Annotated in this window: 12 protein-coding genes; 6 read left to right on the top strand and 6 right to left on the bottom strand. The window is 72.7% G+C overall.

Going from position 1 to position 15,109, the window contains the following annotated elements; translation table 11 throughout:
• Positions 1-149 precede the first annotated feature (149 nt).
• The 4 genes from ACWCWD_RS13460 to ACWCWD_RS13445 all read left to right on the top strand — a co-directional run bounded on the left by ACWCWD_RS13460 (position 150) and on the right by ACWCWD_RS13445 (position 5,133).
• A complete protein-coding gene (locus ACWCWD_RS13460) occupies positions 150-1,655 on the top strand; it encodes a phosphatase PAP2 family protein (RefSeq protein WP_450772625.1) in 1,506 nt (501 codons plus the stop codon).
• Positions 1,656-2,200: 545 nt separating this feature from the next.
• On the top strand, positions 2,201-3,622 hold the full coding sequence (locus ACWCWD_RS13455; protein ID WP_450772624.1) for a hypothetical protein: 1,422 nt from the start codon (positions 2,201-2,203) through the stop codon (positions 3,620-3,622).
• Between the two features lie 74 nt (positions 3,623-3,696).
• On the top strand, positions 3,697-4,296 hold the full coding sequence (locus ACWCWD_RS13450) for a pyridoxamine 5'-phosphate oxidase family protein (RefSeq protein WP_450772622.1): 600 nt from the start codon (positions 3,697-3,699) through the stop codon (positions 4,294-4,296).
• 129 nt (positions 4,297-4,425) lie between these two features.
• Positions 4,426-5,133: a L,D-transpeptidase family protein gene (locus tag ACWCWD_RS13445; RefSeq protein WP_450772621.1), complete on the top strand. Its 708-nt coding sequence runs from the start codon at positions 4,426-4,428 to the stop codon at positions 5,131-5,133.
• Between the two features lie 135 nt (positions 5,134-5,268).
• Here the strand turns inward: ACWCWD_RS13445 and ACWCWD_RS13440 are convergent, their stop codons facing one another.
• The 6 genes from ACWCWD_RS13440 to ACWCWD_RS13415 form a co-directional block, all read right to left on the bottom strand.
• Positions 5,269-5,805 (bottom strand): arginine repressor, encoded by a 537-nt coding sequence (locus tag ACWCWD_RS13440; RefSeq protein WP_327174768.1) that lies wholly within the window; start codon positions 5,803-5,805, stop codon positions 5,269-5,271.
• A gap of 25 nt (positions 5,806-5,830) precedes the next feature.
• Entirely contained in the window at positions 5,831-7,036 is a 1,206-nt protein-coding gene (locus tag ACWCWD_RS13435) for an acetylornithine transaminase (RefSeq protein WP_450772620.1), read from the bottom strand.
• Positions 7,033-7,971, bottom strand: a complete 939-nt coding sequence (argB, locus tag ACWCWD_RS13430) for an acetylglutamate kinase (RefSeq protein WP_450772618.1) — start codon at positions 7,969-7,971, stop codon at positions 7,033-7,035. Before argB ends, ACWCWD_RS13435 begins: the two co-directional genes overlap by 4 nt.
• Positions 7,968-9,122 (bottom strand): bifunctional glutamate N-acetyltransferase/amino-acid acetyltransferase ArgJ, encoded by a 1,155-nt coding sequence (gene argJ / locus ACWCWD_RS13425; RefSeq protein ID WP_450772617.1) that lies wholly within the window; start codon positions 9,120-9,122, stop codon positions 7,968-7,970. The genes argB and argJ overlap by 4 nt, the downstream gene beginning before the upstream one ends.
• Positions 9,123-9,243: 121 nt before the next feature.
• Positions 9,244-10,272, bottom strand: coding sequence for an N-acetyl-gamma-glutamyl-phosphate reductase (gene argC / locus ACWCWD_RS13420; RefSeq protein ID WP_450772615.1), 1,029 nt, complete (start codon positions 10,270-10,272; stop codon positions 9,244-9,246).
• A 139-nt stretch (positions 10,273-10,411) separates the two neighbouring features.
• Positions 10,412-12,208 carry an acyl-CoA dehydrogenase gene (locus ACWCWD_RS13415; RefSeq protein ID WP_450772614.1) on the bottom strand — a complete coding sequence of 599 codons (1,797 nt, stop codon included), beginning with the start codon at positions 12,206-12,208 and terminating at the stop codon, positions 10,412-10,414.
• A gap of 414 nt (positions 12,209-12,622) precedes the next feature.
• Between ACWCWD_RS13415 and ACWCWD_RS13410 the strand changes: the two genes are divergently transcribed.
• The gene (locus ACWCWD_RS13410) at positions 12,623-13,276 is read left to right on the top strand and encodes a sensor domain-containing protein (protein WP_450772612.1); all 654 of its coding nucleotides are present in this window, start codon (positions 12,623-12,625) and stop codon (positions 13,274-13,276) included.
• Positions 13,277-13,553: 277 nt separating this feature from the next.
• Positions 13,554-15,083, top strand: coding sequence for a multicopper oxidase family protein (locus ACWCWD_RS13405; RefSeq protein WP_450772610.1), 1,530 nt, complete (start codon positions 13,554-13,556; stop codon positions 15,081-15,083).
• Positions 15,084-15,109 lie beyond the last annotated feature (26 nt).

The following is a 15,109-nucleotide window of genomic DNA, read 5'->3' as shown; positions in this document are numbered from 1 at the left end:
ACCGGCCCGGACGGGCAGACAGCCGGCCGGGCACCGGGCGCGCGGGCACCGGCCGCACCGGACGCACCCGGACGCACCCGGACGCACCCGAACGGCCTCTTCCGCGCGCCTCCTGGTTCAGGGCGGCGGGACCGGGTATCCGCTGAGCCATGTCCACACGCCCTCTGCCCACCACCTTCACCTCGTCCACCCGGCTCAGGGGCTGGCTCCAGCAGCGCGACCTGAGCGCGTTCCAGGGGGTCGCCGAACGGCACTGGCCGGGCGCCGAAGCCGTACTGCCCCGATTGAGCCGCAGCGCCAACCACGGCCTTCTGTGGTTCGGCGCCGCCGCGGGCATCGCCACGCTGGGCGGCAGCGCGCGGGCACGCCGGGCCGCGCTGCGCGGGGTTGCCTCGCTCGCCCTCGCCTCCGCCGCCATCAACACGGTCGGCAAGGGTGCGGTGCGCCGGGACCGGCCGGTGCTCGACATGGTTCCGGTGATACGGCGGCTGAAGCGGCAGCCGATCACCACGTCCTTCCCGTCCGGGCACGCCGCGTCCGCCGCCGCGTTCGCCACCGGGGTGGCCCTGGAGTCCCTCGGCTGGGGCGCGGCCGTCGCCCCGGTGGCCGCGGCGGTGGCGGCTTCCCGGGTCTACACCGGGGTGCACTATCCGAGCGATGTCGTGGCGGGTGCCGCGCTCGGCGTGGGCGCGGCCTTCGCGCTGCGCGGGGTGGTACCGACCAGGGGCCAGCTCCCCGCGCCCGGCCGGCCGCCCACGGAGGCCCCGTCGCTCCCCGCGGGCGAGGGCCTGGTGGTGGTCGTCAACGAGCGGTCGGGGACCGCGAGGGGGACGGCGTCACTCGTCCGGGACGCGCTGCCGATGGCCGAGGTGGTGGAGTGCGCACCCGAAGCCCTGGCCGACACGTTCGCCGAGGCGGTCTCCAGGGGGCGGGCGCTCGGCGTCTGCGGCGGTGACGGCACGGTCAACCTGGCGGCGTCCGTCGCCGCGACCCACGGGGTCCCGCTGGCGGTGTTTCCCGGCGGCACCCTCAACCACTTCGCGTACGACCTCGGCATCGAGACGGTGCACGACACGGTGGCGGCCCTGAAGGCCGGTGACGCGGTCCGGGTCGACCTCGGGCGCTTCCGTCCCGGCCCGCACGGCCCCGAGGGGGCGGACGGCTACTTCCTCAACGCGTTCAGCCTCGGCGTCTATCCGGAGCTCGTACGGAAGCGGGAGCACTGGGCGCCCCGCATCGGCGGGTGGCCGGCCGGGATGCTCGCGGCCTTCGAGGTGCTGCGCGGGGAGCGCCCCCTGGAGGCGGAACTCCAGGGCAAGCGGCGTCCGCTGTGGCTGCTCTTCGTCGGCAACGGTCTCTTCCAGCGGGTCGGCCCCGCGCCCGGCAGGCGCCACAACCTGGCGGACGGCCTGCTGGACGTACGCGTGGTCCACGGCGGCCGGACCCCCGGGCTGCGGCTGATCGCGGCGGCCGTGGCCGGCCCGCTGACCCGCTCCCCCGTACACGCGGCGGAGCGGCGCCGCCGGGTGGGGATCGCCGGACTGCCGCCGGGGACTCCGTACGCGTACGACGGCGAAGTGGCCCACTCAGGGACAGAGTTGCTCATCGACAAGCTTCCCGAGGCGCTGACGGTCTACTGCCCCATGCCGGTCTGACCCTCCTAGGGCGTGTGTCGGAAGTGGCGCCGTCCGCCCGGAGGGCGGGTCCGGCGGCGTCCGGTGCGTGCGATCGCAAGGCGGAGGGTCGCCCCGATACTGGATGTATCGGGGTGATCCCGACAACGCGGCGAGCGTGCGTGCCGGGCGTCGCAGGACAGGCGGGACTTTCGACACACGGCCTAGGTTCCAGATGCACGGAACTAGGTGCCTGGGGCAACGATATTGGCGCAGATCACCACGTCAACAGAGCCCGGCGGCTCGCCATCGCTATCCGGCCACCCGTTGATCAAGCAGGATGTCCGGCTCTGCGCACGTTGAAGCGGGGGGACGCACGGCGACGGGCGGCGCCGCCGCGACGGCGCCCGTCTGCCGATGTGGCCTGGACTCGGACCCGGAAGAGCCCCTCACGCGTCACGCCGGGGCCGAGCCCTTTCACGCGTCCCGCCGGGGACGAGCCCCTCGCCCGGGCCCCGGGGTCCGTCCCGCCGTGCGCCTCCCGGGGCCCGGGCGGCCCGTGTCCGGGCTGCCCATAGGCTGCGCCCATGCGGAAGCCGAACCACCCGTCCCCCGCGCGCGACCTCGCGCCGCACGAGCGCCTGCTGCTGGGCGACCCCCTGGTCACCGCCGTGGACACGGACGATCCCGAGGTCTGGATCGACCTCGACCGGCGGGTCCGCGCGACCACCGCACGGGGAGGCCCGCGCACACCGTCCGGCACACCGTCCGGCGCCCAGGACGCCGGCACGGCTCCCGGCGCCACGCACCCCGGACCCGGTGGCCGCGCCCTCGCTCCGGACTGGGACGAGAGCGTCCGGGACGTGACCTGGTCGGTCTTCCCGCCGTCCGAGCCGGAGACCGCCCTCGCCCTCTGCCACCACCGGTGGCAGGTGCGCGAGGCCGCCCTGCCGTTCGCCGCCGGACGCCCCGCCCTGCTCCCGCTGCTGCTCCTCCGGTGCGCGGACGGCCGGACCCCGGTACGGGAGCGGGCCCGCCGGACGCTCGGCGCGGCCCTGGACGCGCCCCTGGCGGAGGAGCGCGCGGCGGAACTGGTCCCGCTGGCCGTACGGCTGACGCTCCGCCCGCACGGCGGACCCGGGCTCGCGCTGGTCCTCACCGCCGCCCGTACCCTTCCGCCCACGCTGCCCGGCCGGCTGCTGGCGAGCCCCCGCCCGAGAGCCCGGCTGCTCGGCACCGGGCTCTGCCTGGACCGGGGCCTCCTGCCGCCCGCCCGGCTCACGGAGCTGGTCCTCACCGCCGAGGACCAGGCCGTCCGCCGGCTCTGTACCGACGCGCTCCTCGCGCGGGTCTCCGCCGGTGATCCGGACCGCCTCCTCGATCCGCTGCTCACCGCGTCCTCGGCGGCGACCCGGTCCTCGGCGGTGGCCGCGCTGCACCGGGCGGGCCGCGGCCCGGAGGCGTACGGCCATCTCGCCGATCCTTCGGCCCGGGTGCGTTCGGCCGCCCGGCTGGTGCTGCGGCTGGAGGGCGCGGACCCGTGGGCGTTCTACCGGGAGCGGTGCGCGGATCCGGCCACGCCCGGCCTGCCGCCGGGCGCGGTGTTCGGGCTGGCCGAATCCGGGGCGGCGGACGCGGCGGATCTGCTGCGTCCGCTGACGCTCCATCCGGAGGGGCGGGTTCGCGCGGCTGCTCTGGCCGGTCTGCGCATGCTGGACGCGGCCTCCCCCGAGGAGCTGATGGCCGCCATGGGCGATCCCCATCCGCCGGTGGTGCGCACCGCCCGCAAGGCGCTGACGCCGTACGTCCTGTTCGTGCCGGAGGAGTGGCTGGCCTCGCTGGTGGACCCCGCCCGGCCGGTGCACGTCCGCCGGGCCGGTCTCCGGCTGCTGGGCGCGCACGGCCTCGGCCTGCGCAAGCGAGTGCTGGCGGGGATGGAGGAGGACGAGGATCCGGAGGTCGCCCACGAGGCGCAGCGCGCCCGGTACGAGCCGCTGCCGCCCGCCTGAGCCGAGGAGGCGGGGAGCCTCCGGTGGCCGGAAAAGAAGGGCCGCGGGGCCTTCTGACGGCAGATAATCCGCACATGGGAAAGACCTACGAACGCATTGACGGACGGCTGCGCGCGTTCATCGAGGAGCAGCCCCTCTTCTTCACCGCGACCGCCCCTCTGGACGGTGACGGCACGGTCAACCTCTCCCCCAAGGGCGTCAGCGGCTCGTTCGCGGTGCTCGACGACATGACGGTGGCGTACCTCGACTTCGCCGGGAGCAACTCGGAGACCATCGCCCACCTGCGGGAGAACGGCCGCATCACGCTCATGTGGTGTGCGTTCCAGGGGCCGCCCAACATCGTGCGGGTGCACGGTCGGGGTGAACCGGTCTTCCGCGACGACCCCCGCTTCCCCGGGCTGCTGGCCCGCTTCGACCAGGTGGACCCGACGCCCCACGGGCTGCGCGCGATCATCGTGGTGACGGCCGAACTGATCCGTGACACCTGCGGGTTCGCCGTGCCGTTCCTGGCGTACGAGCGGGACCGGCCGCTGCACGCGGACCGGTTCGCCCGCGAGGACGACGAGAGCCTCGGCGCGTACTTCGAGAAGAAGCCCGACATCGCGACCAGCATCGACGGCCTGCCCGGCCTGCCGCTTCCGCTGCCCCCGATGCCCGCTCCGGCCGCACCCTGACGGGACGCCTCCCAGGACTTTTCCTCGCGCTTCCCCGGACGCTTCCCCGGGCCTTTCCCCGGACGCTTGCCTGGACCGTACGGAGCACCCCGGTGGAGCCGCGCCTCCGCCGCCCGTACGGTCCGGAGCATGCGCGGATCCCTGGTGACCCTGTCCGTCCTGCTGGCCCTGGCGGGTTCCGTCGCGGCGGGGCCGCCCGCCGCTGCCGGCCGGACGGTGCCCGAGCGGCTGGCCGACACGGGCGGCGGCCGGCAGCTGATCGTCGCCGAGGCACCGGCGGCCGGGTCCACCACCGGCACGGTCACCTGGTGGGAGCTGCGGCGGGGGAAGTGGGTGGAGGCGGGGTCCGCGCCGGCCCGGTTCGGGGCGGCGGGTCTGGCCGACGGGCGTACCCGGCAGCAGGGCACGAACACCACCCCGGCGGGCCTGTACGACCTCCCGTACGCCTTCGGTGTCCGGGCGGCTCCGGCCGGTACGGCGTATCCGTACCGCCGGGTGACGGACGGTTCGTGGTGGTGCCAGGACAACGAGGCGCGCGACTACAACCGGTGGGTGGAGCCGCTGCCGTCGGACTGCCGGGCCTCGGAGGCGGAGCACCTGGTCACGTACACCACGCAGTACGCGCGGGCGCTGGTGATCGGCTTCAACTACGCGAACCCGGTACGGGGCCGGGGCGCGGGCATCTTCCTGCACGTCGACGGCGAAGGGGCGACGGCCGGCTGCGTCTCGGTGCCGGCCGGGGCGATGGACCGCATCCTGGCGTGGGCCGACCCGGCCGCGCACCCGCACGTCGCCATCGGCACCTCCGGCGGGGCGCTGGCGGTCACCCGTTACTGACGCTCCCACGATGCCGACGAGCCCGGTCCGTGGGTGACGGACCGGGCTCGGGTGCGCGAGGCGCTGTGCGCTGTGCGCTGTGCGCTGTGCGCTGTGCGCTGTGCGCTGTGCGCTGTGCGCTGTGCGCTGTGCGTGTCAGCGTTCGTTCTGCGCGAGCCGCAGCAGGTGGTCGGCGAGCGCCTGGCCACCGGCCGCGTCACGGCTGATCAGCATCAGTGTGTCGTCCCCGGCGATGGTGCCGAGGACGTCGTGGAGTTCGGCCTGGTCGATGGCCGAGGCGAGGAACTGCGCGGCGCCCGGGGGCGTGCGCAGGACGACGAGATTGGCCGAGGCCTCCGCGGAGATGAGCAGCTCCGAGGAGAGGCGGCGCATCCGCTCCTCCTTGGCGGAGCCGCCCAGCGGTGCCTGCGGGGTGCGGAATCCGCCCTCGCTCGGCACCGCGTAGATGAGCTCCCCGCCGGTGTTGCGGATCTTGACCGCGCCCAGCTCGTCGAGGTCGCGGGAGAGCGTCGCCTGGGTGACGCTCAGCCCGTCGTCGGCGAGCAGCTTGGCCAGCTGGCTCTGCGAGCGCACCGGCTGCCGGTTCAGGATGTCCACGATCCGACGGTGGCGTGCCGTGCGGGTCTGCGGCACGGCAGGGCCTCCGTGGTCGGTGTCCTGCGCCTCGGTCATCGTCGTCGCCTCATTCTCCGGGTGCTCATGCTCCGGGTTCTCCGTCGCCCTCGCCCGGGTTCACCGTGTCCAGGGCACCCCGCAGCACGGCCAGGAAGGCGTCCACCTCCGCGTCGCCGATGATCAGCGGCGGCATCAGCCGTACGACATCGGGCGCGGGGGCGTTGACCAGCAGTCCCGCTTCCTGGGCCGCCTGCTGCACCTGCGGTGCGTGGGGTCCCGTGAGCACGATACCCAGCAGCAGGCCGGAGCCGCGGACGTGGGAGACGAGGGGGTGTCCGAGCCCCTCGACCTCGTCCCGGATGCGCTCGCCGAGCCGTTTCACGTTGTCGAGCGCGCCGTCCGCCGCCAGGGTGTCCAGCACGGCGAGACCGGCCGCGCAGGCGATCGGGTTGCCGCCGAAGGTGGTGCCGTGGTGGCCCGGCTTGAGCAGGTCGGCCGTGGCGCCGAAGGCGACGGTGGCGGCGAGCGGCAGTCCGCCGCCGATCCCCTTGGCGAGGGTGACGATGTCGGGCTCGACGTCCTCGTGGGCCTGGTACTCGAACCAGGTGCCGCACCGGCCGATGCCGGTCTGCACCTCGTCGAGGACGAGCAGCGTGCCGGTGGCCCGGGTGATCTCGCGGGCCGCGGTGAGGTAGCCCTTGGGCGGGACGACCACGCCGTTCTCGCCCTGGACCGGCTCGATGATCACGAGCGCGGTGTCCGTGGTGACCGCGGCCCGGAGTGCTTCCACGTCGCCGTAGGGCACATGGGTGACCTCGGCGGGCAGCGGCAGGAACGGTTCGCGCTTCTTCGGCTGTCCGGTGAGGGCCAGCGCGCCCATGGTCCGGCCGTGGAAGCCGCCGGTGGTGGCCACCATGCCGGTCCGGCCGGTGAGCCGGCCGATCTTGAAGGCGGCTTCGTTGGCTTCGGCGCCGGAGTTGGCGAAGTAGACCCGGCCGCTCCGGCCGAAGAGCTGGATCAGCCGCTCGGCGAGCGCGACCGGCGGTTCCGCGACGAAGAGGTTGGAGACGTGCCCGAGGGACGCGATCTGCGTGGAGACGGCCTCGACGATCGCGGGGTGGGCGTGGCCCAGCGCGTTGACCGCGATGCCGCCGACGAAGTCGAGGTACTCCTTGCCGTCGGCGTCCCAGACGCGGGCGCCTTCGCCGTGCACGAGGGGGATCTGCGGGGTGCCGTAGTTGTCCGTCAGCGCGTGGTTCCAGCGCTGTACGAGTTCCGCGTTCGTCATGACTCCCCCTCCGTGTCGGGCACGACCATCGTGCCGACTCCTTCGTCCGTGAAGATCTCCAGCAGGATCGCGTGCTGGACACGCCCGTCGATGACCCTGGCGGTCTCGACGCCGTTGCGCACCGCGTACAGGCAGCCCTGCATCTTCGGGACCATGCCGCTGGACAGCTCCGGCAGGAGCTTCTCCAGCTCGGTAGCGGTGATGCGGCTGATCACGTCGTCGCTGTGCGGCCAGTCCTCGTAGAGCCCTTCGACGTCGGTGAGGACCATCAGCGTCTCGGCGTTCAGCGCGGCGGCCAGGGCGGCCGCGGCGGTGTCGGCGTTGACGTTGTAGACGTGGTTGTCGTCGGCGGAACGCGCGATCGAGGAGATGACCGGGATACGGCCGTCCGCCAGCAGGGCCTCGATGGCCCCGGTGTCGATCTCGGTGATCTCGCCGACCCGGCCGATGTCGATGAGCTCGCCGTCGATGGTCGGGCGGTGCTGGACGGCGGTCATGGTGCGGGCGTCCTCGCCGGTCATGCCGACGGCGAGCGGCCCGTGCTGGTTGAGCAGGCCGACGAGCTCGCGCTGCACCTGTCCGGCCAGCACCATCCGTACGACGTCCATCGCCTCGGGCGTGGTGACCCGCAGTCCGGCCTTGAACTCGCTGACCAGGCCCTGCTTGTCGAGCTGGGCGTTGATCTGCGGGCCGCCGCCGTGCACGACGACGGGCTTGAGACCGGCCTGCCGCAGGAAGACGACGTCCTGGGCGAAGGCGGCCTTCAGGTCCTCGTCGATCATGGCGTTGCCGCCGAACTTGATGACGACGGTCCGGCCGTTGTGCCGGGTGAGCCAGGGCAGCGCTTCGATGAGGATCTGCGCCTTCGGGAGGGCGGTGTGCTTCCGCGCCGTGCTCTTGCCGGCGTTCTTGTCGGTGTTCTTGTCGGTACTCATGAGCTGTACGCGCTGTTCTCGTGGACGTACTCGGCGGTGAGGTCGTTCGCCCAGATGACGGCCGACTCGGTGCCCTCGGAGAGGTCGGCGGTGATCCTGACCTCGCGGTACCGCATGTCGACGAGGTCGCGGTCGTCGCCGACGCTGCCGTTCCTGCAGACCCAGACGTCGTTGATGGCGACGTTCAGCCGGTCGGGGTCGAAGGCGGCCCGGGTGGTGCCGATCGCGGAGAGCACGCGGCCCCAGTTGGGGTCCTCGCCGTGGATGGCGCACTTGAGGAGGTTGTTGCGGGCGATGGAGCGGCCCACCTCGACGGCGTCGTCCTCGGTCGCGGCTCCCACGACCTCGATCCGGATGTCCTTGGAGGCGCCCTCGGCGTCGCCGATGAGCTGCCGGGCGAGGTCGGCGCAGACGGTCCGTACGGCCGCGGCGAACGCGTCCTGGTCCGGGGTGACGCCGCTGGCGCCGGAGGCGAGGAGCAGCACGGTGTCGTTGGTCGACATGCAGCCGTCCGAGTCGACCCGGTCGAAGGTGGTGCGGGTGGCGTCGCGCAGGGCGGCGTCCAGCGCGGGTGCCTCGACGTCGGCGTCGGTGGTGAGGACGACGAGCATGGTGGCGAGGCCCGGGGCGAGCATGCCCGCGCCCTTGGCCATGCCGCCGACGGTCCAGCCCTCGCCCGCGGCGACGGCGGTCTTGTGGACGGTGTCGGTGGTCTTGATGGCGATGGCGGCGTCCGTGCCGCCTTCCGTGCTGAGCGCGGCCGCGGCCTTGCCGACGCCGTCGAGCAGCTTCTCCATGGGGAGCAGCGTGCCGATGAGCCCGGTGGAGCAGACGGCGATCTCGCCGGCGCTGTGGCCTTCGAGGACCTCGGCGGCCTTCTCGGCGGTGGCGTGCGTGTCCTGGAAGCCCTTGGGTCCCGTACAGGCGTTGGCGCCACCGGAGTTGAGGACGACGGCGGAGACCTCGCCGCCCTTGAGGACCTGCTGGGACCAGAGGACGGGTGCGGCCTTGACGCGGTTGGAGGTGAAGACTCCCGCGGCGGCGCGGCGCGGCCCGAGGTTGACCACGAGGGCCAGGTCCGGGTTGCCGCTCTCCTTGATCCCGGCGGCGATGCCCGCCGCCGAGAATCCTTGTGCTGCCGTGACGCTCACTGCATCTCCTCGTTCGCTTCTCCGCCCGCGCGGTGCGGCGCTGGGGCGGTTTCCGTGGTGGTCCGGGGTCCGGCGTCGATGCGCCCGGCGCCCGGGGTGGGTGCGGCCGGGCGCACGCCGGTCAGGGGGCCACGCCGACCGTGGTCAGACCGGTGTCCTCGGGCAGCCCGAGGGCGATGTTCGTGCTCTGCAGGGCGCCCCCGGCGGTGCCCTTGGCCAGGTTGTCGATGGCGCTGATCACGATGATCCGGCCGGCGGCGGGGTCGTACGCCACCTGGATCTGGACGGCGTTGGAGCCGTACACGGACGCGGTGGCGGGCCACTGGCCCTCGGGGAGGAGCTCGACGAACGGCTCGTCCGCGTACGCCTTCTCGTAGGCGGTGCGGAGTGCCTCCGCGTCCACGCCCGGCTTCGCCTTGGCGCTGCAGGTGGCGAGGATGCCCCGGGGCATGGGGGCGAGGGTCGGGGTGAAGGAGACGGAGACGCGTTCCCCGGCGACGGCGCTGAGGTTCTGCGTGATCTCCGGGGTGTGCCGGTGTCCGCCGCCGACGCCGTACGGGGTCATGTTCCCCATCACCTCGGAGCCGAGGAGGTGCGGCTTGGCCGCCTTGCCGGCGCCGGAGGTGCCGGACGCGGCGACGACGACCGCCTCGGGTTCGGCGAGCCCGGCGGCGTAGGCCGGGAAGAGCGCGAGGGAGACGGCGGTCGGGTAGCAGCCGGGGACGGCGATCCGCTTGGACCCGGCGAGCGCGGCGCGGGCGCCCGGCAGCTCGGGGAGGCCGTAGGGCCACGTACCGGCGTGCGGCGAACCGTAGAATTTCTCCCAGTCCGCGGCGTCGGCCAGCCGGAAGTCGGCCCCCATGTCGACGACCAGGACCTCGTCGCCGAGCTGCTCGGCGACGGCGGCGGACTGCCCGTGCGGCAGGGCGAGGAACACCACGTCGTGGCCGGCGAGCACCTCGGCGGTGGTCGGTTCCAGCACCCGGCCGGCGAGGGGCCGCAGGTGCGGCTGGAGCGCGCCGAGCGTCTGCCCCGCGTTGGAGTGGCCGGTCAGGGCGCCGATCTCGATCTCGGGGTGGGCCAGCAGCAGGCGCAGCAGCTCACCGCCGGCGTATCCGCTCGCCCCTGCCACCGCTGCACGTACCACCATCGGAATCCTCCTCATCGATGGCATGACTATACGCAGGTGCGCACTTTTATGCAAAGCTTTCGGAGGGTTCTCGCTCCGCCCCACCGCCCGGGGGGTGCCGTCTGCCACCGAGGCCGGCAGACGGCATCCCGGAGCCCTTTTACGGATTCAGCATGGCATTCGATTCCAGGAGCGCGTCGGGCACGGCGAAGCCCTCGACGAGGGACAGAGAGTGCGGCACGAGGACGTCGAGGAGCTTCCCGGTGACCTTGTGCAGGCTGCGGACCTGGTCGGCGGTCATCCTGCCCTCGGCCAGGAGGTCCCCGCTGTGCGCGGCCACCTGGCGCAGCGCGAACAGCCCGAACAGATCCAGCAGCAGCCTCCGCCCCTGGTCGGAGCCGGCCCGGGCGGCGGCCGTGAGCATCTCCTCCCCGGCCTGCCGCCGGACGTGGGCGTCCACCAGCGTGAGAGCCGGGCCCACGATGTTGTTCCACCGTGCCGACGCCGAGGGGGCGGGCCGGTGGCGTTCTTCGCTGGCCCTGCCGTGCCAGATGCGCTCGACATCGGCCAGGAGGTCCAGCTGGAACTGCGGGTCGGTCAGCAGGCGCTCGGCGGGCGGGATCTCGCTCGGCGGCTTCAGGGCGATGGCGCCGAGGGCCATCTCTCCGCCGGCCTTGGCGGCGACGACCTGGTTGTCCCCCTCGGCGGTGATGGTTCCCTCGTTGGCCGCGAGCTGCATGGCGATGCCGTGGCCGAGGAACAGCCCGCGGGCGCCGCTCCTCTCCCGGCAGGCCGTCATCGTCCTGCGGGCCTCCCAGGTGATCCACGTCTTGGCGACGGCGATGTCCCGCTCGCACGCCGCGCGGTCCTCGTCCGTACCGTCCGCGGCACGGGTCCACCGCGTGACCACCGACCGGTGGAGCAGGGTGGCCGCGTACGTGGTGGCCACCGCCTCCAGGAGGGGGGCGTGGTGACTGCGGTGCTCGATCAGGGGCTGCATCGCACGGGTGGTCATCGACGACGTGACCCGGTCGTGGGAGAGCCGCATGGTCACGGCCAGCGCGTGGCGCGTCGCGCCGAGGCTGTAGCCGGACATGCACAGCTTGCCCATGGTGACCCGGCCTATGGAGTGCAGATACCGGCGCCGGGGACTGCCCACCGCGCTGCTGAACTCCCCCTCGCGGGTGAGGCGTCCGTGGTCGCCCTGGAGCATCGCCTCATAGGGCAGGCGCACACCGTGGAACGTCGTGACGCAGTGATCGACCGGGGCACTGGCCGTCTCGGCCAGCTCGCGTACTTCGATCCCCCGCAGGTGGACCCCGTCGGCGTCGCTCAGCGGGGTCAGGAAGAGGAAGATCCCGTGGTCGGTACCGTCGACCAGCAGGCGTGCGGCCACGACCGCGGCCTTCGCGCCACCGGCCGAGGACGTGTTGGGCATGAATTTCGCGGCCCCGGGCGTCGGAGTGTCCAGGACGAATTCGCCCGACTTCCGGTCGAACGTCGCCGTGGTCTCGCATCTCGCGGCGTCATTGCCGTGACTGAGCTCCGTACACAGAAACGTCCCGATCCGATCGGTGAACTCGGCCAGATCGTCGCCGGTGCGGCCGTGGTCGACCAGACTCCCGAGAAAGAGGTTGAAGTGGATCGAACTCACGGTGGCCATACCCGGGTCGACGCCGGCCCACTCGTGGAGAGCGGACAGCTCCGCGGCGTCCGCCACGAACCGCTCCATCCGGCCGGGGACAGCCGCGCGAACCAGCCTCAGACGCTCGTAGGAGAGCGCTATGCGCTCCTCGCGGGTCAGCCCTTCACGGAACGAGAAGGGGGCTGAGCTGAACAGCCCGCGCCAGCGGTCGTGCGTCTCGGCGAGGCGTCCGCCGTAAAGCGCTTTGGAGAGATCAGCGGTGAGCGAGAGCGGCGGACGGGAGGCGTTGTCTCGAATCTGATGGGAAGTCACATCGGAACGCTAATAGCAATCATGGGGTCTCCCAGAGTGATGATCAACACGATTGGCGTGATCTGGTGTGCGGTAGGCGGCTGCCGCCGAGCACGAAATTCCCCCCTTTCCGGCATCGGGGGCGGGGCGGCCCGGAGCCCGTGCGCGGCGGACTCGGCAGCCGCGGCGCACACCGTTGTTCAGGGCCCGCTCCCGTGCGACGGCGGACACGACGAGTCGATCCGTCGGCGGGCGATCAGGCAGCGGACGTCGCTCCGCGAGGAACGCTCCAGCGCCTTGCGACGCCCCGCGCCGGACGCCGCGACCTGACCGGCCTGATCCTCAGACGCACCACCCGGGGGTGGGGCCAACCCCACCCTCCGGTGGCCGGTCAGCCGGTTGGTCGGGGCGGTCCGAACCTGGGACTGTGGCGCCATGACTGATGCCTCCTCACTCCGTTCCATGCCCCAAGTGCCCGACGAGAGTGGGCCCGTGGCTCACCGGTTCCGTAGCGAGTTGGAATATCTGCTGTCCGGACTGCCCCTCGGGGTCGCGGCGTTCACCGTCGCGGTGACGGGTTTCGCCTTGGGGGTGTCCACTCTCGTGGTCTGGATCGGACTCCCCATCCTGGCCGGAACTCTGCGCTCGGCTGTGGCCCTGGCTAATTCGGAACGCCGGCGGGTGGCTGCCCTCACGGGCCGTCCGTTCCCGTTACACCACCTCGGTCCGGCCGGCGCGGGATGGGCCGGAATGCTGCGGACCGTGCGTGAACCACGGCCCTGGCGCGACCTGGTCCATCTCGTTGTCGCCTTTCCGCTTCAGGTCGTCACGTTCTGCGTGGCGCTGACATGGACCCTCGGCGGGGTCGGCGAGTTGCTCTACTTCACCTGGTCGTGGGCCCTGCCGCAGGGACCGGGTAACCAGGGACTGGCGGAGCTGATGTTCGACAACTCCTCGCGGGCGGCCGACATCGGCTTCAACACGGTCACGGGTGTTGTCCTGCTCGCCACCGCGGTCCCGGTGGTCCGCGGGCTGACCGCGGCACGGACCCGGCCGGCCCGCGCCCTGCTGGGTGACCGGGCCGCGTAACCGTGGCCGGGCCAGGTGCACCGCCCCGTGAGGTCGGGGACACGGCCGGCCGGTGGAGGGTGCGGTGCGGCGGGTGAAGCCGGATGCGCCTGTCCGGTTCCCGCGCCAAGAGGCGCCCGCCCGGTTCCGAGGGGCCGGGGAACCGTGAGGCTTCTCCGGCCACCCGGTGCGCCGATCGGAGGAAGCCGGGCGGCGCGGGACGTGTCGTCCGACGGAACCAGTGGTCCGCTCGCCACGCTGGACGGTCTTTGCCCGTTCACGAGTAGGGGTGAGTTCCATGGACCCATCACGCGGTATCAGCAGGCGTGCGCTACTGGCGGCGGCTCCCGCCCTGGTCACCGGCGTACTGCAGGCACCCCGCGCTTCGGCGTCGGCTGCGCCGCAGTTCAGCCGGCCTCCGGTGATCGGGTCGGCGGGCGGTGTCCTGTCGACCACGCTGCGGGTCGCGTTCGCCCGGCGCACGCTCGCCGGGGTCGGCGACGTCGATCTCCGGCTCTACAACGGAGAGGCCATCGGCCCGACGCTCCGCGTACGTCCGGGCGACCTGCTCGACATCGAGCACATCAACGATCTGCCGCCCAACCCCGATCAGGCCACTCACGGCGACCACAACGTGCCGCACCGGTTCAACACGGTGAACCTGCACACCCACGGACTCCACGTGTCGCCGAGCGGCGAGGCGGACAACGTCTTCCGGGAGTTCGCCCCCTACGACCCGGCCAACGGCCAGACCACCACGAGCTACCGCACCCGCATCGAGATCCCCTCCGGCCACGAGGGCGGCACGAACTGGTACCACTCGCACGTGCACGGGTCGACCGCCGTCCAGCTGTCCGGCGGCCTGCTGGGCGCGATCGTCGTGGAGGGCGCGATCGACGAGGTTCCGGAGATCGCGGCCGCGAGCGACGTCGTCATGGCGATCGGTGAACTCAAGCTCTCCGGCGGGCAGGTGCCGGACCTGCGTGCCGAGGGCGACCTCGACGCGGTCGAGTCGACGTTTGTCGTGAACGGTCTCTTCCGGCCGGTGATCCAGTTGCGCGAGGGCGAGGTGCAGCGCTGGCGCCTGATCAACGCGTCGGCGTTCACCGTCCTGCCGATCCGGGTGGAGGGTCACTCCCTGCACCAGATCGCCCAGGACGGCATCGCCCTCACCCGGACCGTCGAGCACGACGGGGTCACCCTGGCGATGGGCAACCGGGCCGACGTCATGATCAGGGCGCAGCGCCCGGGCGACTACCGGATCGTGGCGGGCGACATCCTGCTGGCGACGATGACCGTGCGGTCCGGCTCCGGCACGCGGATGGACCTGCCCACGGAGCTGCCGGGGCCCACCCCGTACATCGACCCGGGTACGGTGACCCGGCGCCGCTCCCTGACCTTCCACAGCGACAGGAACGCCTTCCCCGGCCAGCCCTTCCCGCACGCGTTCCGCATCACCGGCGACGGAGCGACGCCGCCCACCCGTGACCTGGCCGATCCGGCGGATCCGACGTACGGCCGGTTCGATCCGGACCACGTCAACCACACCCTCCGGCTCGGCGACACGGAGGAATGGACCCTGCGCAACACCTCGAACGGTCACCCCGTCCACCCGTTCCACCTGCACACCAACCACTTCCTGGTGACCGCCGTCGACGGCCGCGCCCTCGACACACCGGTGTGGCAGGACACCATCGGCATCCGGAAGGGAGGCTCGGTGACCCTGCGCGTCCGCTTCGAGGACTTCACCGGGCGGGCCCTCGTCCACTGCCATCAGCTCCAGCACGAGGACCAGGGGATGATGCAGCTCGTCGAGTACGTCGAGTGAATCCGGACGGCTCGGAGCGGCTGGGA

The sequence above is a fragment of the Streptomyces sp. NPDC001493 genome (assembly GCF_053597235.1).
The sequence above is the reverse complement of the archived record's forward strand: the minus strand, read 5'-3'. Positions and strand labels throughout refer to the sequence as shown.